The organism is Chryseobacterium endophyticum (assembly GCF_056333165.1).
The window spans coordinates 30,231-54,109 of sequence record NZ_JBWGXE010000004.1; the positions used below are offsets into that span (position 1 = coordinate 30,231).

The window sequence follows — 23,879 nt, forward strand, 5'->3', positions numbered from 1 at the left end:
TAGGATTTTGCTTGACTAATTTCTTTATAATAAATAACGACTACCGAAGTTCTAATTGCTGTAGAAGAATTATAGTAAATTATTTCACAAACACAATTAGACTTTCACGTAATTTTGTATGATCTCCTGAATACTTTGTTTTTCTTCTATATATATATCGTAATACTTCTATTTTCTTTAATTTCCAACCAAGTAATGATCCAATTTCAGCTAAAATTAGATCTACTGGGATTTCAGTATGTAAATAAACAGAATTAGCAATCACTATCCATAATTCACCATTTTTTTTTGATCTTGAATATAATTTTGATAATATGATACTCATATCTTCAAAATATGCCTTTATCATCTGAGGAATAGTTTTATTCCAACCCATTTTTATCACAGGAAGACTATTAATAACAGCTTCGAACAACTGCCCTAACAAAATATTATCTGATATTTGATTATCATAAATAAGTTTATGAGATCGAATAGTATTATATCTTAAGTTTTTCAGTTCTTCACTAGAATTTATAAATTTTCCTAAAAATAATTCAGGTCTGTAAATATCAGTGTAATCAAATGAATTTAAATATGGTGGTGATGTTATACATAATTTATAAGGTGGTATCGAATCTAAAACTTTTCTAGAATCTCCATTTATTATTTTGGGGGTTGTGTTTATAATGGATTCTCGTAAATCTTCTCTAATTAATTTAATTTTATTCTCAAAGGAATTCGTAAAGCTTTCAATTGAGAATTTTTTATTTATCCTTTCCTGTTTGTATTTTAAACATTTACCGTCCTTTACTGCATTACAATTTTCAATTGCTGAAGAAATAAGAGATAACTGCAAAAGTCCCTTTTTATTAGGATCACAAATTCTACTAGCATATTGCCAACCTCCTTCAAAAGCATTTAAAACATCACTATTAAATAACCACTTTTTCTTACCTGTATGCTCTGAAAATGTCGAATATTTTAGCAAATTTGACTCTTTACCGTTTTTTATATTTTTCAAGAGTTTATTAAAATCTTTGTCCAATTCATTGGTTGAAAGATTTACACTTTTTGTTTTTGCTAGAAATGCTGAGAAAGGATTTGATTCTATGCCAATTGAAGCAATATTGTTAAGAGACGAAGTCAAAGTAACTGTACCATTTCCATTAAATGGATCTAGAATATAATCATCTCCATTTAATCTAATACTATTAATTGCTTCTTGTACTAAAGATTTAGAAAACCCTTCTTTATATGGATACCACCTAAATCTATGTTCACTATTGTAATCAGAAGCATTCGAAATAATATTAGAATCTGCTCTTTCTCTAAAATTATAATCTAACATTAATGTGCCGTTAATTCTTTTGCAATATCAAATCCTAAATTTTTAATTCTAGTATCTTTAGTCCATTTAGCAATTTCTAAATATTGAATCGTGATGCTTTTTAAAACATTTTTATTCTCATCTATAATGTTAGGAGCCATAATTGATTTTAAATAATAGCCAAAGGAAATATATTCATCAATAATTTGTTTGTCATTCATATTATTTATTCGTTCAATAATATCTACCAATTTAGAAGTATCACTTCCTTTTATTTTAGTTAAATCATTCTTTATTAATTCTGTGATTGTTTTTAAAAAAGTAATATTAGACGAAATATTATTTGCTTTAATGTCTTCAATAAAGTTATTATATTTTATATTCGTTGCCATTTTGAACAAATTTTAGTTTCTTAATATATTTTGTAAATCTTCAATATCCTGATTTAGAGCTAGATTATCTTCATTATCGTCTAGTTTAAAATCATTATTTTTTTCAATCATGGATTTTATTATTTCCGTATCACAGTATTCTGCAATTTTTCGTCCTAAAGATAAACACTTTCCAAAGTTACTTATATTATCGTAATTAGCAATATTACTAATGTGATTTTGAATGTCTTCTGAATCTACTTTTTTAAAATTATCAACAAAATCTATGCAAAGTTGAGGTAATTCGTCTTTTATTTTTTCAAAATCTAAACCTTTCATAATTTTGTCTAAATCTTCTAATCTTTTAGTTGCCATTATATTCTTAATCTGTCTTTCAATGGAATCTAAGAAGGTTTTAACAATTGATTCAAGTCCGATAGCAACTTCTTTACCATTATTATTTATACTGAAGATAGAACTTCTCAAAATCATCATTCCTCCAAATCCTGCTATTAATATATTATTTATTTCAATTTTAGTAAATAAATATCCTGATTCCTGACCTCTAAAATATTTTATAAAGAATAAAGCCATAATAGAAACTAATCCATTAAATGTAATATATAAAATAACCCATCTCAAAATACCTTTTTTAAAAATATACCTTGACTCTTTATATCTACTTAAGACTTCAGTAGTACCACAAATACAACCAATAAAAAAAACAATTGCTAAATTGTAAAATAAAAGTAAATCTATTTCATTTAATATCGAGTGAGAAACGGGAGTTTTTAATAGTAAAAATTGATGCATACGATTAATTTTTATATTTTTTAATTAAATCTACTTCAAGATCCATATTTTGTTTACTCAAATTATGTTCTAACAATCCAATATATTTTACAGAATGTTTTTTTGAATATGGCTGATCAGGTTTATTATTTCTTTCAAATCTAAGTTGACCAATTCTCATTCCCGGGTAAAGTTTAACTGTGCTTGGACCTGCGTTATAAATCTCGAAAGTAATTACACCTTCAAACCCTGGATCTATATAACTCGCGGTCATATGTATTTCTATACCTAATCTTGCAAAACTACTTCTTCCTTCTAAATTTCCAGAAAGATAGTCGGGTATTTTTATATATTCCATAGAATGAGCAAGTAAAAACTGACCTGGAGCAATTGTTATTCCTTCAATAAAATCTAAATTAATTCTTTGTGAATTTTTCTCAAAATTAAAATTTTCTTTATCTGTAAAATCAACTAAACCATATTGATCAGGAAAAAAAACTTGAAAACTTGTGCCCAATCTAACATCAATTGATGTAGTACTAATTTGAGTTATTTCTTTCCCACGAATCATTTGTCCAGAATACATTAAAGGAATTATCTTTATTTCATTTTTCAAAATTAACTGTTGAATTTCTTTGTCTACAAGTACTCCTCCAAAAGAATTGATATCATATTCAATATTACTATTATTAAAAATCTCAATATTTTCAGATCTATCTTGTTCATCAGTCAAGTAATCAAACCATTCCGAAACTTGAATTGATTTTAAGACAGCTAAGTCATGTCTTAAAATAATCTTTTCAATATCTTCATATTTCTTTAAATTACTTCCCTCTTCTCCTATTATTTCAAGAACATTTTTCATTAACAATTTAAAACGAGTTATCCAGCTACTAAGGAATATTTCTTGTATATAAGTTGGTATTTCTTGGTATTTTTTTTCATTATTTAAAATTTTAATACTCGGAATAGGTAATCCCAGAGATAAATTTCCACATAGTTGTTCGATAATCTCCGGTTGTAAATTAACATATTTATGCATAAGCTCAATAAGAGGTGTACTTAAATTTTCATTACCATTATTCGAGATTTTTGATTCAGTAGAAAAAAAATAAGATGTAAAAAAAAGATTAAAACTGTTGAAAATTTCTTTGTTAAGTTCTATGCTTTCAGACATGAAGTTTTCCAAAACATCTTCACATTCAGTACAAAAATCAGATATAAGAGATGAAATTCTTGGAAAACGATGTGAAATTATCGAATTTATTAAGTAAAGTCTCAATAAAGAATTAGGGTGGGTAGATTGATCTGTCGTACTTCCTTGATTACTTGCATAGATGCTTTCGCCATTCAAAAACACTAAATATTGTGAAAAATAAAGAGATGGTCCAATCAATATACATGCAAACAAATCACACCAACATTCCTTTAACCAACAAAACAGTTTAGATCCTTGTTCAAAATGCGCTTCAGCAAAATTATCTGCAAAAAATCCACTAAAAGCTTTTCTTTTGTCAATCCCTGTTGCTTTTATAAAATCTGTCTCTATATTAACATCAAACTTAGCTTTTAGGAATGATTGATGAGCCATTTCATGAATTAAAGATGGCCATCTAAAAGTATTAGGAGCATCAATTCTGGGAATAGTTACGTGAAGTTTTTTATTTTTCTTTTCTACACGTTTTATTTCTAAATTTAAAATCTCCTTTATTTTTTGTTTAAATTCAGACAGGTAATCAGAATCCAACGTTTCACCAATTGTTTCATTCATTAATATTGAAACTTCATTTTCTTTATTATCACGAAAAGTCTGTTCCTTATTATCAAGTTTTATTATTTGCTTCGAAATTACTCTTTCAAATCGAGTTAACTCTACAGGCTCTATTGGTCTTGGTAATTTAGACAGATATGTAATATGTAAATCATTTATAAGTTGGAGAATATTTTTATATATATTTATATCAGTACATTTCTCATTATAGGTTTTTATTGAAAATTCAAATAATTCTTGAAGAACATTTCTGTAATTTTCAATCAACTCCTTTTTATCATCACTTCCATTATAAAATTGATTTTCAATATCATTTAAATGTTTACGAAATCTAACTAATCGTTCAATAATTTCATATAAAATATTTGATATTATTTTTTCATCCATAATTGAATTCTTTATTTACAGTTTTGATTATTAGCTTAATTTGGTGTTGCTTCAATCTTTGATTTATCTTTTCTTTCCACAAATCCAATTCTGTTTCAGAGTTTATTTTTTCCCTTATATCAAAAAAATCACTTTCAAAAACAAGATAGTACAAAACATAATGTTCAAGATTGTCTAAAGAAGTTGAATTGATTATAAGTTTCTTTTCAGAAATATCGATATCTTTTAAATGGTTTAAAAAAAAATCGATTAAATGTGGAGTAGCAGGATAATCTATAAAACAATTTCTTATATTTACCTCTATTTCAAAATCTTCATCACTAAGTATTACTTCTTTCAGCATAGGAAAATAATAAGATTCTCTATGAAGTTTTTGGTTACTAAAGTCTATCTTTTTCATATATTAAAAATTTAATATTCCATAATAATAAAATCCAACATTATTTCCAGTGTCATATACATTTTTTCTTAACTCTGTATGAGTAATTTTTTCAGGAATAAGTAACATACTTCTAGCGTCCCAAATTGATAATTCCATTCTCAAATAGTGACAAGCATCTTTTATCATGGACATTCCAATTCCTTTATTCTTCTTATTTCTTGATGTTGTATTTCCAATTCCGAATGCAAATTGATAGGAATCAGAAAATGAGAAGTGTTTGGAGGCATCTTTTCTTAACCCGTTATCATTATCATTTAAAGAATCTCTGACATTTTTTGATATTCCTACTCCTAAATCACAGAATGAGAATGAGAGCCGCCCTTGAGTATCATTATTTAATAATAAATCTAATCCAAAAAAAGCAATATTATCAGTGTGATCTTGAGAATTTTTTGCAATTTCAAATAATACTGTCCCTAATTTATCTCGTTTATCTTTTATTATATCAAATTCTTTTTTATATAAAATATCTGCAAACCAATCTGTAAAATTTTCATATCCAATTCTCTCTTGTTCTAAATCAAAATTGAGTTTAAAAATAGGAAACATAATGTATTTGCTTCCATTTTTTTCCAATACTTGTTGTTCAGTTTCTTTCGTAATGACAAAACTCTCGAAAAGATTTTCAGTTTCAATTTTTAAATTTTCTTGAATAAAAAAATAAAAATCTATCTTAATTAGAAAATTATCTATCTCTTTATCTGCAGGTCTAATTATTCTACAAGTATAGCCATTTAAGGTTTTTATGAGTTTGGTTAATAAAATTGTTGCACCTGATGTTGTAATTGTTTTTAATGACGATAAATCAATACTAACGACACTAGACTTATTCAAATGTTCACTAGAATATGCTATAATATTGTTAGATATATTATCTAAGTATGGCCATACTTTTATTGAATTTTTTGTTACTCTTGACATTTGCTTACTGTAAATAAAATATAAAAGCCCTATTAGGTATCAATTTAATTTCATAAAAAAAGTTATTCTTCAAAAAATATAATTTTAAACTAAAGTATTGGAAAAATTAAGATATTTTTACGGTTAACCGTAAAAGCTTATAATAATGTTCCACGCTGAATATTATCAGTTTTTAATATTCTCATTGAAACATTCTCTTCTTCACAACCGTATTTGTCAAATCTTTCCAAATTGTGTATCTGCTGAACTTTAATTTCTTTAGGAGAGTAACCAGCATCTTCGTTTAAACGTTCTTTTAAAATACAGTGAATAAATTCTGTAATCATTTTACCACTCATGCTTTTAAAACTATATTCATATGTATAAAAGCTATTCAATACATACATAATATCATTAATATGTGTCATTTTGATATGATTTTCGCAAATCTAAAAAAAAAAAGATAAAATTTAATACGTATTTTTACGGTAAATCAAATCCTTATACAGCTTGAATAATTCAGTTAAATAATTATAAATAGAATACCGTTGAGCTATCCTCAAATTTATACTTTTTCAGTTTCATATATTTGTATTCAACCTAGTAACCAATGCAAAGTTTTACTCCACATAAACTTAGAAAAGAAGCAATCTACATTGATGGTAGAGACAGAACTGATGAGATAGAATCTTATTCTTTTGAGGGCAATAAGTGTGTCGTAGTGTATAAAAGCAGTGAGAAAGCGTATTCTTATCCTCAAAGTAGAATTAAAATTGTAAGATCTGCTATTCAGAGTGAGAGAGCCGGTAATATTTTTTCATATCTAAAGGCGATTGCAGAAAGCGTTGGTTTGAAGACAGAGGAAGGCAATAATATTCTTGCCAATAGCTATGGTAGTATCCGTTTTATTCCTGAGACTTCAATTCTTTACAATTATCTTAATGGCAAAGAACCCAGTAAGAATTACCATGCCTCTCCTATTGAAATCTTCCCCTTTGGTTTTAATTTAAGTCAGAAAACAGGAGTTGACAATGCGTTTTCAAATCCGTTAAGTGTTATTGAAGGTCCTCCGGGAACAGGTAAGACCCAGACTATTCTTAATATTATTGCCAACGCGGTGATGAATAATCAGAGTGTTGCTGTTGTTTCAAGTAATAATTCGGCGACAAAAAATGTTTTTGAGAAGCTGGAGAGCAATAGAGTTTCTTTTATAGCGGCATTGTTGGGAAGCAGCCAGAATAAAAAAGAATTTATCGATGCTCAGACTGAAATCCGGGATCTATCAGATTTTAGATTAGAGGAAGAACAGGAACAATCTCTTATGCAGTCTACTTCCCTTCTTTTTACTGAACTTGCAGAAAAGTTGGAAGTAAAGAATGAATTAGCTTTACTCAAACTGGAAATCGATAAGAGCAAAACCGAACATAAGCATTTTACGGATGATATCGCTTTGGCAACTCAAACCCGTTTTAAAAAGAATGTCAGTTCAAATCAGCTGCTTTCATTATGGATTACGTTGGAAGACTATGAGAAAACAGGTAAGAAATTCTACTGGTGGCGAAAACTCATATTTCCTTTTCTGTATGGGGTAAGAGATAAGATTTTCTATACTCTATCTTACGAAGAAATGATCAGAATTGTGCAGTCAAAATACTATGGGGTAAAAATTTCAGAGCTTACTCTCAGAAAGCAAGATCTGCAAAATACGTTACAGCATTTTTCTTTCCATGATAAAATGAAAGAATATACTGAAGGATCTATGCAGCTGTTTAAAAACAAACTCTACCAAAAATATAAAGGAAATGAACGTTCAGAATATACTGAATGGGATCTTCGTTTTAATTCAGAAGAATTTATTAAAGATTATCCTGTCATTATGAGTACGACTTACTCATTGAGAAGAAGCCTTGCCGAAAATGTGGTCTACGATTATGTCATTGTTGACGAATCTTCGCAGGTAGATCTTGCAACGGGTGTACTCGCATTATCCTGTGCAAAACAGGCCGTCATTGTAGGAGATTTAAGACAACTTCCCAATGTAGTGGATTCCGAAACAGCAGAAAATACAGATCGGATCTTTAAGAACTATGATATTCCGGAACCTTATCGGTATTCCAATCATAGCCTGCTTTCTTCTGTCACAGAAGTATTTCCAAAAGTGCCTAAAACACTTTTAAAGGAACATTATCGCTGCCATCCTAAAATCATTGATTTTTGTAACCGTAAGTTTTATAATGATCAGTTGATCATTCTTTCGGAAGGACAAACGGAAAGAGAACCTTTATTAGTCTATGAAACAACTGAAGGCAATCATGCCCGACAAAGAGAGAATCAGCGGCAGATTGATGTGATTATTCAGGAAATCATTCCACAGCAAAATCTGGAGGGTGTCAATTTGGGAATTGTAACACCATACCGTAATCAGACTTTAGCACTGCAAAGAACATTTCAGGGAACAGACATCAAAGCCGATACGGTGGATAAGTTTCAGGGAAGAGAAAATGACGTGATTATTCTCTCCACAGTAGATAATGAAATCTCTGAATTCACCGACAACCCCAACCGTCTGAATGTAGCAATTTCCAGAGCCAAAGATCAGCTGATTCTATTGGTGAGTGGAAATGAAAGTGACAACGACACCAACATCTCAGATCTGATCCGATATATTGATTACAATAACTTCAGCACAATCAAGAGTGAAGTATATTCTATTTTCGATTACCTATACAAGGGCTATGAAGAAAAAAGAAGAGCCCTTTTATCGGATCAAAAAAAGAAATCTGTTTTCGATAGTGAAAATCTTATGTATGCATTAATCAGGGAAGTTTTGTCCGACGATCAATTTTCAAAATATGGTGTTATTCTGCATCATCCATTAAGAAATTTACTGTTAGATTTTTCCAGATTAAGTTCTGAAGAAGAAGGGTACGCAAGACATCACGCTACACATCTTGATTTTCTTATTTATAATAAGCTAGGAAAAAATCCAGTATTAGCCATAGAAGTGGATGGGTATGAATATCATAAACAGAAAAGCCGGCAAGCCGAAAGAGATGTCATGAAGAATGAGATTTTGGAGAAGTATAAGATTCCTTTGTTAAGATTTTCAACGACAGGAAGTGGGGAGAAAGATAAATTAATCACGGCGTTAAAAGGATTATAATTATAAAGCTTTCCAGACTACGGAAAACCGTAATGACTCTGGATAAAGTAGTTTTAGATTTGTAAATAAATAAAAATTATTTACAATGAAGAAATCATTACTCTATCTAGTATTACTACTCTCAGTAATTTCGTGTACAAATTATTACACTGTTTTGCTACAAGAAGATACACCACTCTACTCCAACAGTAACAGTGAAATTTCTACAACAGTTATTCCTAAAGGTACAGAAGTTTATTTATCATCCAAACCCAACAGGAAGAATTACAGAAAGATCAAATGGGGGAATTATAATGGATGGGCAAATAATCCTCAGCATTCAACATTCAGCAACTATACTAGTACATCATCATATACTTCTCCAACAGTTAGCTCAGGTTCTAGTTATAGTCCAGGATCAGGTTCTGGAGGATCAGTTAGTGTTAAGGGATATACCCGAAAGGATGGTACCTATGTTCGACCACATACCAGAAGTGCTCCGAGAAGAAGGTAATGTTTATTTTAAATTGTTAATCACAGAACTTTTGTTTTATACCATATTAGAAATGTCAATACGGTTTTCGACCTGTACCAGCCCAGCAGGATGGACGGCAGCGTGCCTATAGAAGACATTATCGGAACGATTGCAGGTCTGGTCGAGGAAGGTAAAGTTCGTCATATCGGTGTTTCGGAGATTACTCCTGATTAGCTTCGTGCAGCTAACAGCGTCTACCCGATCAGTGCTTTGGAGATCGGATACTCTCTTGCAGACCGTTAGATAGAAAATGATTTGTTACCTGCCGCCAGGGAATTGGGAATTGCTTTTGTTGCTTTTGCTAACACCGCTGAAGGTCTTTTGACCGGAGATCTGCAAGCCCCCATTGGTGCGGATGATCACCGAAATCATTTTTCTCGTTTTCAGGGTGATAATCTGGTTCATAATCTTGAAAAAGTGGAGGTTTTAAAAGAAATGGCTCGCGTTCAAAATGTCACCCCGACACAGCTTGCGATTGCCTGGGTCAAAGAACAAGGCGACCACATTATGCCGTTGGTTAGTATGAGCAGAAGGTCGAGGTTGCCTGAAAATATGGCTGCGATGGAAATTGTGTTTACTCATGAGGAAATGAACCTTTTAAACACTACATTTGCAATAGGTGCCATCAAAGGCGGCACGTACCTGCAAAGATAAATGGAAAGTCCAGCAGAAATTCTTCCGGGTGTTATATTCTATTCTTACCTTTCTTCGGAACGGAAGGAAAAGGCCTGTGTCTGGAATCACCACACAATGGTATTGCAGGTCGCTGGTCAGATGATTCTGGATACTTCGGAGCAGAATATCAAAATCACTGCGGGCAATGTATTATTGACCCATAAGAACCAGCTGGGAACATTAACTAAAACACCGGGACCAAATGGTCATTATGAAACCATCGTCATCTCCCTGCAAGAAGATCTGATGCGCCAGATCGCATTGGAAGAAAAACTGGAAGCTGATGGTAAATATACCGGAATGCCGAATCTTTGCCTTCCGAACAATGATTTTCTTCAAGGTTATTTTCAGTCCATTGTTCCGTATGCGAGAAGCTCCGGTGCTGAAATGACCGACGAATTAGGACTGTTGAAAGTGAAGGAAGGCATTAAGTTAATGTTGCTTGCCGTTCCAGAGCTGCGAAATTTTCTATTCGACTTTTCAGAACATCATAAGATAGATCTGGAAAGATTTATGTTAAGCAACTTTCATTTTAACGTACCGGTTGAGAAACTGGCTCAATTGACCGGCAGAAGCCTATCAGGATTTAAAAGGGATTTTCAGAAGATATTCGGAATGCCGCCACGAAAATGGTTGCAGGACAAAAGACTGAATGAGGCAAAGCATCTTATTGAAAGTAAAAATAAAAAACCGTCTTTAATCTACCTCGACCTGGGTTTTGAAAGCCTATCCCATTTCTCGTATGCCTTTAAGAAGAAATTTGCGAAAGCGCCAACCGAAAGCTTGGCAAAAACTATTTAAAAAAAGTCCGAAGAATAAATGATTCTTCGGACTTTTTAATGATAGAACTTATCATGGGGATTATTGTATTGAATTTTACTTATTTTGAGGAAATTCAAAACCTGTTGTTAAGTCTTCCTCTAAAATAAGATAGGCATCAAACTTTTTCCCGTTTTTACTTTTCATATTTTTGATAAGTGGTGTTTTTCCTGTTGTTATGAGGGAAGTGATGTGGCTAATGCTGAGCTGTATGCCGCATGTAACTCGGAATAAGATCCATTGACATTGCTCATCCGGGCATTTGACGATCTTTTCTTTTATGGTGAGGTTATGCTGTAGGCATTTGGGACATTTGAGCTCCGGGATGTTTTCTTGAGGAATGTTGAGTGACAAAAGTTCTTTGGTAATTTCTGCTGTGTAGTTTTTAATCTCAGTAAGAAACTGTTTTGAATTGATTTCTTTTGTTTCAATCTGATGGAGTGCCATCTCCCACTCTGCGGTCATCTGGACATTGGCTATTTTTTGGTCTTTGATAAGATCATAAACCTTTTCGCCTTTGTCGGTTGGGATTAGTGCTTTGCTTTTTCTGGTAATGTAGTTTCTGGTAATTAAGGTTTCAATGATGGAGGCTCTTGTAGCTGGTGTACCGATACCAATGTTTGCTAAAACTTTTTGCTGTTCTTTGTCTTCGATTTGTTTTCCTGCGTTTTCCATTACTGATAAAAGATCTGCTTCCGTGTAGAGTTTTGGAGGGCTGGTCAGTTTTTCCTTCAGTTCGGTGGATGAGATTTTAAGCTCATCGCCTTTTTTGAATTCCGGAAGTTCAATGAGTTGGGATTCTTGTGTTTCGTTATTGTTGCTGTTATTATCTTGGTCTGGGCTCGCTTCATCACACAATAGGCATTTGATGGCTCGCCATCCTTTGTGGAGTATTTTAGAACCTTTGATACTGAACTCATAATGATGGACTTTTATTGTGATGTGGCTGACTTCTTTGGAGCAGTGCTCTGATAATGATTCAAGCAGGCGGTAAACGATCATATGGTAAATCGCTTTTTCACTAGCGGTCAAAGCGGATGGTATTTTATTGGTCGGTAAAAGTCCGTGGTGGTCTGTGACCTTGAGATCATTGACAATGCGTTTGTTGAAGTTGCCGAACTTGAGTGTTGCTATCGCTGGCTTGAATAGGTCGGATTGATTGAGTATTCTTATGAGTTCAGAGATTTCTGACCAAAGGTCTTCAGGAATGTATTTGCTTCCGGTTCTTGGATAGGTAATGAACTTTTTTTCATAGAGACTTTGTGCGGTCTGTAATACTTCATCTGCCGATAATCCCAGCTTTCGGTTGGCTTCTTTCTGTAGTTCTGTTAAATCAAACAGTAGTGGAGACTGTTCTTTGATGGTACTGATGGAGACCTCTTCTACCGTGGCTCTACCCTCTCGTTCTATGGCTTTTAAAACCTGCTCTGCCTGTTTTTTGTCTTCCCATTGCTGATTGGAAAGACTGGTAAAATTTACATAATCCTTACGGTGCTCTAACTGGATCTGCCAGTATTTCTTTTGTTTAAAATTTTTGTTCTCTTGAAATCTTTTGCAGATCAATGCTAAAGTTGGGGTCTGAACCCTGCCTAAGGAATAGACATCGTTGTGCGCTGCAATACTTAATGCCTGGGTCGCATTGATGCCCACCAGCCAGTCGGCTTCGCTTCTGGCTTTTGCAGCTTCATAAAGTCCATCGAAATCTGAACCGGGTCTTAGATTTTTAAAGCCTTCCTGTATGGCTTTTTCGGTCAGTGAACTGATCCAAAGCCTTTCGAATGGTTTTTGGCATTGTAAGTGATCATAGATATAGCGGAAGATCAGCTCACCTTCCCTTCCTGCATCGGTAGCTACGATAATGCTTGTGCATTGATTGAAGACATTGTTAATGATCTTGAGCTGCTTTAAGGCGGATGGGTCTGGCTTGTAGTTTTTTGAATTGGCTGGTTTTTGCTTTCTTGGAGTAAGGATAAAGGGGTTGGGAAAGATAGGCAGAGAGGCTTTGTCAAAGCCTCTGATGCCATAATCTTCCGGCATTCCCAATGCTACCAGATGACCTAACGCCCAGGTCACATAGTAGCCGTTTCCTTCAAAGTAGCCGTCTCTTTTATTGTTGGCATTGAGAATCTGGGCAATTTCCCTGGCAACACTCGGTTTTTCTGCAATGATGGCTTTCATAGGTTTGGATTTGATGGTTGTTGTTATGGTTGATTTATTCTTGCCAGGTCGAAGATCCTTAGTGGAATGGGGTCTCCATTACATTTTTCTGCCTCTTGATCTGGCAGGTTTTTTCTGCTGCTCCTGTTGCTGCTTGTTGGTAGGTTCCTGCTGTTTTGATTGAAGCGGTTCTTTGATGTTTTTGGTCGCTTCATTGGTTTTACCATCGGTGTTAACAGCCGTTTGGGTTTTATGGGACTCTGATGGCTGGGCTTTTTCCCTGAGCTTGTTGGGATTGGTAAATGAGAAGTCGGTCTTGGCGGTCTCTTTATTGAAAGTTATGTAGCCTTGGTATTCTTTGCCTTTGCTGTCAACAAGACCACTGACATAGACCGTCTCCCCTGCCTTGAATTTTTCATACTGCTTGTCATCCAGTTCTTTGTCCCTGAAAACTCTTGGGGGTTCGCTGTTTTTATTCTGATCTTGACTCTGGTTTTGTGAACTGCCTTCTTTTTGAGACTGGCTATGCTGCTGCTTTTGATTGTTGTCGAATATGAATTCAACATAGCGCTTATCGGCATTGAACTGCACAGTAGCATCAAAGGAAGTTCCTTTGGTAGAGGTCATGCCTTCGAGATAAAGAGGTTTGCCTTCCAAAAGGGTTTGTTTCTGATGCTCGTCCAACTTGATTCCTTTGATCTCGTCTGGGATCTTCATATACTCTGCCCTGTAAGCCACCAGTTCATTGGTCAGTCGGTCACGGCTGATCACGGATGGAATGATCTCATCGGTCTTGGGATTGACCAGATCGACAACTCTACCCATATTGCCGTTTTCCATCAGGTTCTTCTTATCCTCTTCACTGAACTCGTGGCCCAGGAATTTGAGGTTAAGATTGGGTTCCCTGCGGATGCCGTGAAGCTTAATGCCGATGTCGCCCGTATCCCCTTCCTGTAGGGAAAGCCGGACGTCCATTTTGCTGACGGCAGCACCAAGGTTAATGGTGATGGGAATCAAGGTATTGGTCTTGTAGCCTCTGAGCAGAGGATCTAGGGCATTCATCTTTTCAAGCTTTTCCTGGGTAAGCCCGAATTTTTCCATGGTTTTCCAGTCGATCTGCTCCGGCTGGAAACGGTATTCCTGGTTGTCTGTGTTGTTTTCCATTGTTTTCTGATTTTTTAATGGGTTGGTATTTTTAGGTAAAATCTCATATTCCTTGAGTTGTTCTTTATCTGCAGGAGATGCCTGATCGACATACTGCTGAAGGTCTTTGGCGGTATCGACCGCATCATATTCCGAAACTTTGAAGAAGTTGAAATGCGTCGGGTTTTTAAGCTGACGGTAAAAGTTGGAAAAGAAGTTACTGAATAGATCCCCGTGCTTATCGACCCTTACAAGTTGGTCATTTTCTTTCTTGCTTTCGGGAGGTACTGTTTGCAGGTTACCTTCTTTATCGATTCCCTTCACCATCTCTATCGTATTGTTATGGATGTTCAGGACCAAAAGCGTATCCTTTGCCGGCTTTATTTCATTGGTATTACTGGGCTGGTTATCTTCCATCACTTAATATTTTATGATTTCTACGGACGGAAGATACTTGGACGACAACCCAGCATTTTCAATCAGGAATCTTTCCGAATGATTTGGCCGTGTTTGACTTTATGTTAAGTGATCTTTGAATTCAGGCTGTTCCTGATGAGCTGGTGGACATCGGACAGCTTATAATACAGCTTACCACTGATCGTATAGTACGGCAGCTTTTTATCAGTCCGGTAACGCTGCAATGACCTTGAACTGATCTTCAGGATTTGCAAAACATCCTGGTTGTCGAGCAGTTGCTCACCATCTACTTCTATAAATCGGGATTGGTTGTTTACTACCTGTTCTTTCAGGATGTCAAATCGTTCCATGATCCGTTCCATCCATGCTATAAATTCTGTTCTCTCGATATTCATAACGTGATTTTTTAATGTTAATAGATTTGAACAGTTGATCAACTTTACTGAGGTAAAATTGATAAATGAGCTTAACATAAAATCACTACTTTTTCGTAGTACCGAAAAGATTTTTAAAAATCGATAGGTTAAATTTTTATCAGCTGACGAGCTAAATGGTCAAGATTTCAGTTTGAAATGATTTTATATTCTCATGGCTCTTATCTTGCAATACATTGACTTAGTAAATTCCAAGCAATGAGTACAGAAAAACCGACCTACCTTAATTTTAATAACAAAGATTATTTTTGGAAACCTGATATCGACTATCGTTTGCATCCGGAGCTATACAAAGTAGGGAAAGGTGAACAAGGGGTTTTAATCTGTCAGCCGTATAAGTCTGAAATAGGAAAATATTGGCGTTTTAAAAATGAAGAGATCGCCAGATCAAGTTCAGAAACAATCTATAACCTATTTTTGGATTATCTCGATAAGGATGATTTTGTCGGTGCAGATATGGCCAGAAAATATCTTCAAATGGGATTTACAAGAGCGAGAAGATACTATAATTATAAAGGTGGCAGGAAATATGATACTGGAAAAGGATACAAGCCATTGAAGAAGGGAACAGGAGATCCCGGGAAAGCCAGATCAGCAGATATCTTTTATAAGAAATGGAAGCAGGCAGAAGACTGCCCTAGATATGCACGGTTAAAAAAAGAATGGAAAAAAGAATATGGATAGGCTTTCAGTTGACATTACACTCTGGAATCATCAGGGAAATTTCTCTGACCTTGTAAAGCAATTGCTCTAATACTATCAGTATTCTAAAGCTTAGGTAAAATCAAATAAAGATAAACTTAGAGTGCAGACAATAGATTTATTTTGATCACATTGACCAATAGTTATTCTTTTAGAACCAGGTTGAGAGGCAATTCAGTCTAGTCCGTATTCTTCTTAGGAAAAAAAATATCCGCCACTCCTCCGCCAATTTCGTTTGCAACGAGATCGGGATCATAATTAGGATAGGCAAAATCTTCTAGCACTCTCCCACCGAGCCATTCCTGATCCATCTTCCTGTTCAGGCAGACAGGCATCCGCTTTTTAGTGTTATGGATTTCAGACATCAGGTCATTGGCGGCTGTGGTGATAATGCTGTAGGTCTTGTATTGATTACCGGTCTTAGCATGCGTCCAGATGCTGTAAATGCCTGCCAAGGAAAAGATCTCGTGATCGCGTAATGCAATTTCAAACTTTTTTTTCTCTTTGCCCCTGGCATCCTGCCACTGCCATTCATAAAAGAGATGCGCGGGAATAAGGCATCGGTTATTGACCGAGTTTTTGTACGATGGTTTGCTTTCTATGCCTTCGATCTGTGCATTCAGCGTATTGGCTTTTTTATAGAAGTCAGATTTGGCCCATACCGGCAGCAGTCCCCAGATGCCGGAAACGATCTCACTCGGCGCTTCATTGGTAATAATGGCTGTCCTGGGATGATCAAAACCGTTGAGTTCATCCAGAAGATGGTATTCATTCTCAATCTCAAAAGCGCTGTAATATTCTTCGAGCTGCTTTGCTGTAAACTGTGTGGAAAACCTGTAGCACATAATCGTTTTTTTTGGTAGTGATTTTGTCTACCTTTACCACAAAATTCATTCCCAGATCATCATGTTCGCTTTAGTCGACTGTAATAATTTCTATGCTTCTTCGGAAAGAGCCTTTCAGCCTGAGCTGAACGGTAAGCCCTTGGTGGTACTTTCCAACAATGACGGCTGTGTTATTGCGAGAAGCAATGAGGCCAAAGACCTGGGAATTAAAATGGGTCTGCCGGCTTTCATGCTGAAAGAGTTCTTAAAAGATGACATCCACATCTTTTCCAGCAACTATGAACTTTACGATGATATGAGTAAAAGGGTAATGAATACCCTTGCTGAATATACACCTGAAGTAGAAGTCTATTCTATTGACGAAATCTTTTTGAAGTTTACGGGTTTTCAGAATTACAATCTGTACGATTATGGTCTCGACATGCGTAAGAAGGTCAAGAAAAACTGCTGGATTCCGGTTTCTGTTGGCTTTGCCCCTACAAAAGCGCTGGCAAAGGTCGCCAATAAAATTGCCAAGAAGTTTTCTGATCAGCTAAGCGGTGTCTATGTTATCGATTCGGAAGAGAAAAGAATCAAAGCGCTCAAATGGCTGGCCATCGAAGATGTCTGGGGCATAGGAAGGCAGCTTTCCAAAAAACTTATGGGATGGGGTGTGAAAACAGCGTATGACTTTACACAGCTGGACGATCATACTGTCGAAAAGCAGTTGAGCATTGTCGGCCTTCGCCTTAAGAAAGAGCTTTTGGGCTTAAATTACCTTGACCTTGAAGAAACTGAGCGTAAAAAGGCAATCGCCACCACCAGAAGTTTTGCCCATGATGAATATAATTATGATAATCTTGCCGAACGTGTGTCAACTTTTGCGACAAGATGCGCTGAAAAACTCCGCGCCGAAAAGTCTTACTGCAGCAAGATCGAAGTGTTTGTCATTACCAACCAGTTCAAGGTTCACGAAATGCAATACGCCAACAAAGTTATCATCAATCTGCCCTATGCTTCCAATTCTAATATCACTCTGGCAAAATACGCACGTAAAGCTTTGGATGTCATTTATAAACCCGGCTATGGCTATAAAAAAACCGGTGTCGTCGTTCACGGAATAACACCGCAGCCGTACAGACAGGGAAACCTTTTTCTCAATGAAGACCCAAGGCACGAAAAACTGATGCGCGTGATGGACACGCTCAACATATCAAAGATGGATCCTGTGGTAACGCTGGCATCCAATGATCTCGGTAAACGGGAGAAAATGCTGCGTGAAAGACTCTCACAGTGCTACACAACAAAATGGACCGATTTAATTGAAATATCATGATCTTAAAGAAAGCAGATAATATTTACAGCGAAATTGAATTCTTTCCCGTAAAAAATGATGGTGAGAAATTTTATGTCGAAGTCCACGACAATATTGCCAACGGCTTCCCCTCACCTGCTGAAGATTTCTCAGGAAAACGAATCAGTTTGGACGAGAAGTTTCTCTCCAAACCTGAAGCCACTTTTATAGGCAAAGCAAAAGGGATGTCCAATTATCCTTACATCATGCCTGGTGACTATCTAATCATTCGCTCGGACTTGGAAGCGCGTGACGGTGACCTGGCTATCGTCTATGTTGCGGGCGAAGGATTTTCAGCCAAGAAAATTGATCTTGAAAAAAACTGCCTGACCCCACTGAATGAAGATTTCCCGGTCATCACCATTGCTGCTGATGAAATCGTGGAAACACGCGGCGTGGTGAAAAGCATATTCAGGGATATGTCTTCGCTGAATATTGACTAATTTTTTATCATAAAAGATTCTTTAAACCATATATGTTTGTTTTTTGAAACAGGAAATGTTTGTTTTATAATGTCACTGATTTAATTCTGCAACATTTTGCTTTTTATTATTCATAGAGATCGTTAAACGACTAAATTCCACCATTTATGAATGCATAAATTAGTCTAGATTTGTAAGCAATTACCATTAGCAGATCATAGGTATGAAAAACTTTTTCCATTTTCTCATGGGCTATCAAGATACAAGTCCATTAACCGCATACAGGTCAAAACTTAAGCTCATTGCTTTGGTCTTACCCACCATGTTCGTGGTGATCGTGTTCACTCTGTTATTTCAGATTCTACTGACAAGAGCCGGAATCATCCAACCTGTTACATCTTCAGGTATGATTCCGGAATACATGAAATCAATGTCTGCCTTTCAAGTGATCACAGAGATCGTAATTCTTGCGCCCATCTTGGAGGAAACGGCATTCCGTGGGCTCATTCAAAAAAATTACACTTGGTTCAGAGTTTCTTTGGTCTCTATTTGTTATCTGCTTATTTGCCGGGTATTGGGAATTAACTTTTACGAATTCAGTATTTCGACTGCTTTGGCAGCATTGGGCAGTACGATTACCTTGCTTGTTCCCAGTAAAAATATTAATTCAGTGATCATCATGCTGCAAAAAAGAGCATATCGCCTTATCTTAATTTGGGGCGGCGCTATCGCTTTCGGACTTTGGCATTATTATAATTTTGAATTTGATAATATGGGCACTGTGACGGTTATCGCCACGCTGCTCCCTTTTATGCTAAACGGATTATTACTCGCGTATGTCGCCGCAAAAATTGGTCTTCAATGGAGTATTCTTCTCCATATGGCCAATAATTCATGGCCTTTAATCATCTGGCTGGCATAGTTTCTCCCGACTTCGAATGATTAAGGATTGTTTTGTAAGATTTTAATATGAAAACTAAGTTTTTAGGGATGGGTATTTCGTCCTATGTAATGCTTATCGGGTTAGAATTATTTCTTTATAAATTTCTCGCTTGCTGAAACTTTCGCAGTTTTTAATTTTATATAATAAACGCCTCTATTTAATTGACTGACATCAACCGAAGATTTTTCCAAAGATAAACTGCCTGTTTTTATAAGCTGACCCGCTGAAGAGTAAATTTCAAAAGATTGAACGGCTTCATTGCTGTTGATCTTTAGAATATCATGCACCGGATTAGGATATACTATGATTGATGCTCCGGGCGATATTTCATCAAGCCCAAGCTGGCCGCAGGCAGACTTTGCTAGTTTGGAAATAAAAAATTGTGATTTCCCGCTGTTTCCTGCTGCAGTTAGTGTATTGACACCGTCGGCGGGATCCGTAAACAACTGGCTGTGGAATAGACCACCTACTACATAATTACCGTCATTATCCACGGCAATTGCAGAAAGCTCATCCTGAAAACCAAAGTTGCTCTGTATTTCATTTGTCCCTATGACATCTCCGGTGTCTTTATTCAATCTTACCAATAAAGGATCTGCCAGGTCATTTTGTGCTCTGGTCATTTGGAAGGTCCCCCACTTGTCACCGATTGCCCCTTTGATGAATGCGAGTTCGTTACCGTTAAGTACTAAAGATCCTCTCATAAACCGATATCCCATGGGTGCTGTAGCGGTTAAGCCTTCATGAATCTTTGACCACTGTACTTCACCGGACGAATTTAGTTTTAAAACAAAAGGATTGTAACCAGTATTGAAAGGTACAGGAAAACTATAGTTGCCAAATGTCGCTACGGCTGTAGGAATAACTCCTTTGTAATAATATCCTGAAAGATAGAGATTGGAATCGTTGTCTTTTACAAGTCCGAATATTTTATCGTCCTGAGACGATGTACCGGGTGCGCTAAACTCTTTTCTCCAGATTTCATTTCCGTTAGCAGCATTTATCGCCAGCATAAACCCGTCATTACTAACCGGAATATTGTTGTATGAAAAGGGAAACGGGCTTCCGAAACTTGAACTTCTGGATCCTGCAATATAATATCTGTTTAGGGTTTCATCATACAGCATATTTATTTTTCCGCCGCCCACTGCTGAGGCCAAAGTACCTGAAACGGGAAGTAATACCGGATTTGGTGCCGGAGTCATATTTCCATTATTGTTATTGAATTTCACCAGATAATACTGAAATGTATTGGTAAATGTTGAAGGCACTGTGATCAATCCATCGAGATGCGTCCCTGCCGCAAAACCCAAAACTGCATGAATATTTTTTGCACTGTCCATACACCACACCCCATTGTCGGCTGATCTTACTGAATAACTTACATTGCCCTGCAGAGGCTTTTGCCATGCTAAGGATCCGTTAGAAGTATTATATTTTAAAAGAAAAGCGGTATTGATACCAGGATGTGATTCAGGGCTGTTGTAGGCAACATTTACCACCGGAAGAGTAACATTCGTGTCAAAATGAGTTGCAGTATAAGTAGAAGGCGCATTAACGTTGGCTTGATTGACCACATTAGCCATAATATAAAGGCCTCCGTTATTATCGGCCTCCAGTTTCCATGCACTTTCTCCGTCACCATAACCTCCAATTGTCTGGCTCCAACGGATATTCCCCTGGCAGTCCGTTGAAAACAGCAGCAAATCTCTGGAACCGTAATGTGTTACCGGCTGGCCGTCTAATTGGGGATTATCCTGAAATACAGTAGAAAGATAATAATAGTTGTTTTGGTTATCCACAGCCACGCTCCGAATCATCTCATCGGTAACCTCATTGAAGCCAATGCCGCTGGAGCCTTGGTTTCCGCCGCCTTGTTTAGCCCATTGCCACTGATAGGTTTGAGAAAATGAGGAAATGGGAATTAATAAGAATAAGAGTTTAATGTTAAATTTAGAAATCATGCTTGTTTAGTTTTATTTAAAAATGTGGCTAAAAATATTAATTTTTTGCCTATCTCAATGAAAATATAACCATTAATAACATTTAATTTCTAAAAGAGTACAAGTACCATTTATATACTTCCTACAATTTCCTTCTTAGAGTAAAGCTTCACCCGTGTTCCAAAAATCAATACCATACGTAGTTTCTGTAATACTACCGAGATTCCTAAGAAATAGTTGTAGGCCCTTTGATAAAAGGATTTGATTATGCTGTTGGAACATCGTTTTTGAGATTTTACAAGCAATGCTAACGTTCTTTTTGTACAGCGGTTTTACGACTAAATTAAGCGCATTCTTTGGATTTGCCGAATTATTACAATTACAAACCAAACTTCTCCACATGGCCAATAATTCATGGCCTTTAATCATATGGCTAGTATAACTTCTCCCGCCTTCGAATTATTAAAGTATTGTTTTGCCAAACGATCTAAGGTAGAGTTCTCCTTACTTGCAAACTTCGTTTCTAAATTATTCAAGCAAATAAAGATACCATTGTAATGAATACAGTTTTTTTGTTATATTTTTTTCATTTTAATTTTAACATTTCCCTGCTCTTGTAACAGTTCTTTTTTGATCGGATTGAAAGTGAGTAAAATATCATCACACTCAAATTTATAATCCTTTACATATATCGCCGGCACGTACATTTGTCCTGCTCTGGAATCCTGAAAAATGAGTTGATCTCCGTCAGATGAAATGGTGATCGAGGTGGATTTATCAGGGTAGTAATAGGTACCTTTTATTTTCTGAAATTCCGTTTTGGACATTCCTTTTATCTGGTTATAATCTTTTAAAGCTGGTGCATTGCCGTACGCATATTGCAACATCACGATCTGTACCTGATCCGTATTGATATTTGTGGCATTTGCCAAAGAAACCAACCCTAATTCTTCTTTAGGGAAATACCAGTAATCAGAAATATAATTGTCAATTCTACCGCTATGGCGGAAGAATTCCAAATTGCCTAAAACCACCTTTTCAATCCCTAATCCATATTCGCCGTTTTCCTTTGGTAACATGATTTCCAAACTTTCAGGACTGATAACCTTTCCCTTAAATAAGGCAGAAATAAAAATATTCACATCATTGGCGGATGCCAAAACACCGCCACTGCCCGGTTCGTTAGAATAATGAATCGACCCGTTTTTTAAGTAGGTCCCTTGAATGTTGTAAGAGTAGGATTCGTTGTTTGCAAGATTGTTCTTAAAAGTGTAATACGTATTTTTTAATCTCAAAGGATTACAGATAAAAGTATGTAGCAATTGATTATAATCGCTTTGATAAATCTTTTCTAGAATAAATCCAAGCAATGCATAGTTGGTATTGCTGTATTGATAATCTGTATCAGGAGCAAAACTGCTTTTAGGTTTTGAAATATATTCGATGAATTCTTCCTGCGAATGCGGTGTTGATTCCCACTCACTTTCACCCGGAATTTCTGTAAAGTTAAAGATGCCTGAGCGGTGTTTTAACATCATCTTTAAAGTAATTTCTTTTGCATTTTCAAACTGTGGAAACCATCTGGCCAGCTTATCGTCTAATTTCAATTTACCTTCCTCCATTGCTTTTAAAACCATTACTGCCGTATAAGTTTTTGTAATAGATCCTACCCGGAATTTAGTCTCTTCGTCATTTAATCGTTGCAAAGCCGTATCGGCGTATCCCACCGACTTTTTGTAAATAATAGAATCTTTGAACAAAATGCTAGCACTGCCCATATATTTTTTATTCTGAAAGATATGATCAAAATATATATCCATTTTAGACTGTGCCTGAGCCGTAGTATTTAGTACTGTTAAACCCAGCAATAATGCGAATGTTTTTATAAAGTTCATTTTTGTATTTAGTTTTTTTAATCTTCTGTAGAGGTCTGGTTTCAATTCTTATTGTTTTGTGAACCTTTCATTCTGGAGCAGTTAGCAATTCCTATTGTGCTCGTATTACATTATTTTTTTTATCGTTTTTTGAGATTAATTAGAAGTTATATTGTAAGCTTAATTGGTACAATATGGAATTCCAATACTAATTGATTTCTTCTTCCTTGCCTTTCATAGCAATATTTAGATCTGCTCCGGTTACAATAAAATGCCGTTGTATCCGCATCCTTCAAAACCTCAAAGCTCTCTATATCTTTCGGGTTGATTGTCGTCAAAGGACTAATGGATATATTCGGAAGGATCGTCTTCATAAATTTCTAAAGGATATTCCTTCGAACCAACAGCAGCACCCCAAAAATATATTTTGTTCCCCCACATCCAACAGATCGAAGATTGTAAATATAATCATTAAAATCAGATAGAATATGATTATTTTCTTTTTACGTGTGAGAAGTCGATG

The 23,879-nt window shown here is 35.6% G+C and carries 20 protein-coding genes and 1 pseudogene; 8 read left to right on the forward strand and 13 right to left on the reverse strand.

What is annotated here, in order from left to right:
- Positions 1–79: 79 nt before the first annotated feature.
- The 7 genes from AC0N32_RS10520 to AC0N32_RS10550 form a co-directional block, all read right to left on the reverse strand.
- Positions 80–1,330: a hypothetical protein gene (locus AC0N32_RS10520; RefSeq protein WP_476393813.1), complete on the reverse strand. Its 1,251-nt coding sequence runs from the start codon at positions 1,328–1,330 to the stop codon at positions 80–82.
- Positions 1,330–1,701, reverse strand: coding sequence for a hypothetical protein (locus AC0N32_RS10525; RefSeq protein WP_476393814.1), 372 nt, complete (start codon positions 1,699–1,701; stop codon positions 1,330–1,332). Before AC0N32_RS10525 ends, AC0N32_RS10520 begins: the two co-directional genes overlap by 1 nt.
- A 12-nt stretch (positions 1,702–1,713) precedes the next feature.
- Positions 1,714–2,493 carry a hypothetical protein gene (locus AC0N32_RS10530; RefSeq protein WP_476393815.1) on the reverse strand — a complete coding sequence of 260 codons (780 nt, stop codon included), beginning with the start codon at positions 2,491–2,493 and terminating at the stop codon, positions 1,714–1,716.
- Between the two features lie 4 nt (positions 2,494–2,497).
- Positions 2,498–4,630 carry a dCTP deaminase gene (gene dcd / locus AC0N32_RS10535; RefSeq protein ID WP_476393816.1) on the reverse strand — a complete coding sequence of 711 codons (2,133 nt, stop codon included), beginning with the start codon at positions 4,628–4,630 and terminating at the stop codon, positions 2,498–2,500.
- A complete protein-coding gene (locus tag AC0N32_RS10540; RefSeq protein WP_476393817.1) occupies positions 4,623–5,030 on the reverse strand; it encodes a hypothetical protein in 408 nt (135 codons plus the stop codon). Before AC0N32_RS10540 ends, dcd begins: the two co-directional genes overlap by 8 nt.
- Before the next feature lie 3 nt (positions 5,031–5,033).
- Positions 5,034–5,993: a hypothetical protein gene (locus tag AC0N32_RS10545; protein WP_476393818.1), complete on the reverse strand. Its 960-nt coding sequence runs from the start codon at positions 5,991–5,993 to the stop codon at positions 5,034–5,036.
- A gap of 137 nt (positions 5,994–6,130) precedes the next feature.
- Positions 6,131–6,400: a hypothetical protein gene (locus AC0N32_RS10550; RefSeq protein ID WP_476393819.1), complete on the reverse strand. Its 270-nt coding sequence runs from the start codon at positions 6,398–6,400 to the stop codon at positions 6,131–6,133.
- A gap of 182 nt (positions 6,401–6,582) precedes the next feature.
- On the opposite strand from AC0N32_RS10550, the gene AC0N32_RS10555 reads away from it, so the two are divergent.
- The 4 genes and pseudogenes from AC0N32_RS10555 to AC0N32_RS10570 all read left to right on the forward strand — a co-directional run bounded on the left by AC0N32_RS10555 (position 6,583) and on the right by AC0N32_RS10570 (position 11,125).
- Positions 6,583–9,135, forward strand: coding sequence for an AAA domain-containing protein (locus AC0N32_RS10555; protein ID WP_476393820.1), 2,553 nt, complete (start codon positions 6,583–6,585; stop codon positions 9,133–9,135).
- A gap of 85 nt (positions 9,136–9,220) precedes the next feature.
- Complete coding sequence (locus AC0N32_RS10560; protein ID WP_476393821.1) at positions 9,221–9,628, forward strand: hypothetical protein; 408 nt, start codon at positions 9,221–9,223, stop codon at positions 9,626–9,628.
- Positions 9,629–9,700: 72 nt separating this feature from the next.
- Positions 9,701–10,303, forward strand: a pseudogene (locus AC0N32_RS10565) (aldo/keto reductase).
- Complete coding sequence (locus AC0N32_RS10570; protein WP_476393822.1) at positions 10,304–11,125, forward strand: helix-turn-helix domain-containing protein; 822 nt, start codon at positions 10,304–10,306, stop codon at positions 11,123–11,125. It begins immediately after the preceding pseudogene.
- 75 nt (positions 11,126–11,200) lie between these two features.
- Here AC0N32_RS10570 and AC0N32_RS10575 read toward each other — a convergent pair whose 3' ends face one another.
- From AC0N32_RS10575 to AC0N32_RS10585, 3 genes are all read right to left on the reverse strand, one after another.
- The gene (locus AC0N32_RS10575; RefSeq protein WP_476393823.1) at positions 11,201–13,321 is read right to left on the reverse strand and encodes a type IA DNA topoisomerase; all 2,121 of its coding nucleotides are present in this window, start codon (positions 13,319–13,321) and stop codon (positions 11,201–11,203) included.
- Positions 13,322–13,399: 78 nt separating this feature from the next.
- Entirely contained in the window at positions 13,400–14,860 is a 1,461-nt protein-coding gene (locus AC0N32_RS10580; RefSeq protein WP_476393824.1) for a DUF3945 domain-containing protein, read from the reverse strand.
- 104 nt (positions 14,861–14,964) lie between these two features.
- Entirely contained in the window at positions 14,965–15,255 is a 291-nt protein-coding gene (locus AC0N32_RS10585; protein WP_476393825.1) for a helix-turn-helix domain-containing protein, read from the reverse strand.
- A gap of 237 nt (positions 15,256–15,492) precedes the next feature.
- Here AC0N32_RS10585 and AC0N32_RS10590 point away from each other — a divergent pair, with 237 nt between their 5' ends.
- Positions 15,493–15,978 carry a DUF4385 domain-containing protein gene (locus tag AC0N32_RS10590; RefSeq protein ID WP_476393826.1) on the forward strand — a complete coding sequence of 162 codons (486 nt, stop codon included), beginning with the start codon at positions 15,493–15,495 and terminating at the stop codon, positions 15,976–15,978.
- Between the two features lie 197 nt (positions 15,979–16,175).
- On the opposite strand, the gene AC0N32_RS10595 is transcribed toward AC0N32_RS10590, so the two are convergent.
- Positions 16,176–16,841: an SOS response-associated peptidase gene (locus AC0N32_RS10595; protein ID WP_476393827.1), complete on the reverse strand. Its 666-nt coding sequence runs from the start codon at positions 16,839–16,841 to the stop codon at positions 16,176–16,178.
- 61 nt (positions 16,842–16,902) lie between these two features.
- Between AC0N32_RS10595 and AC0N32_RS10600 the strand changes: the two genes are divergently transcribed.
- From AC0N32_RS10600 to AC0N32_RS10610, 3 genes are all read left to right on the forward strand, one after another.
- Complete coding sequence (locus AC0N32_RS10600; RefSeq protein ID WP_476393828.1) at positions 16,903–18,156, forward strand: Y-family DNA polymerase; 1,254 nt, start codon at positions 16,903–16,905, stop codon at positions 18,154–18,156.
- A complete protein-coding gene (locus AC0N32_RS10605) occupies positions 18,153–18,617 on the forward strand; it encodes a LexA family protein (protein ID WP_476393829.1) in 465 nt (154 codons plus the stop codon). The genes AC0N32_RS10600 and AC0N32_RS10605 overlap by 4 nt, the downstream gene beginning before the upstream one ends.
- Positions 18,618–18,843: 226 nt before the next feature.
- Entirely contained in the window at positions 18,844–19,518 is a 675-nt protein-coding gene (locus AC0N32_RS10610; RefSeq protein ID WP_476393830.1) for a CPBP family glutamic-type intramembrane protease, read from the forward strand.
- 107 nt (positions 19,519–19,625) lie between these two features.
- Here AC0N32_RS10610 and AC0N32_RS10615 read toward each other — a convergent pair whose 3' ends face one another.
- Both AC0N32_RS10615 and AC0N32_RS10620 read right to left on the reverse strand, forming a co-directional pair.
- Positions 19,626–21,503 (reverse strand): T9SS type A sorting domain-containing protein, encoded by a 1,878-nt coding sequence (locus AC0N32_RS10615; protein ID WP_476393831.1) that lies wholly within the window; start codon positions 21,501–21,503, stop codon positions 19,626–19,628.
- A gap of 554 nt (positions 21,504–22,057) precedes the next feature.
- Positions 22,058–23,377, reverse strand: coding sequence for a serine hydrolase domain-containing protein (locus tag AC0N32_RS10620; protein WP_476393832.1), 1,320 nt, complete (start codon positions 23,375–23,377; stop codon positions 22,058–22,060).
- Between the last annotated feature and the right edge of the window lie 502 nt (positions 23,378–23,879).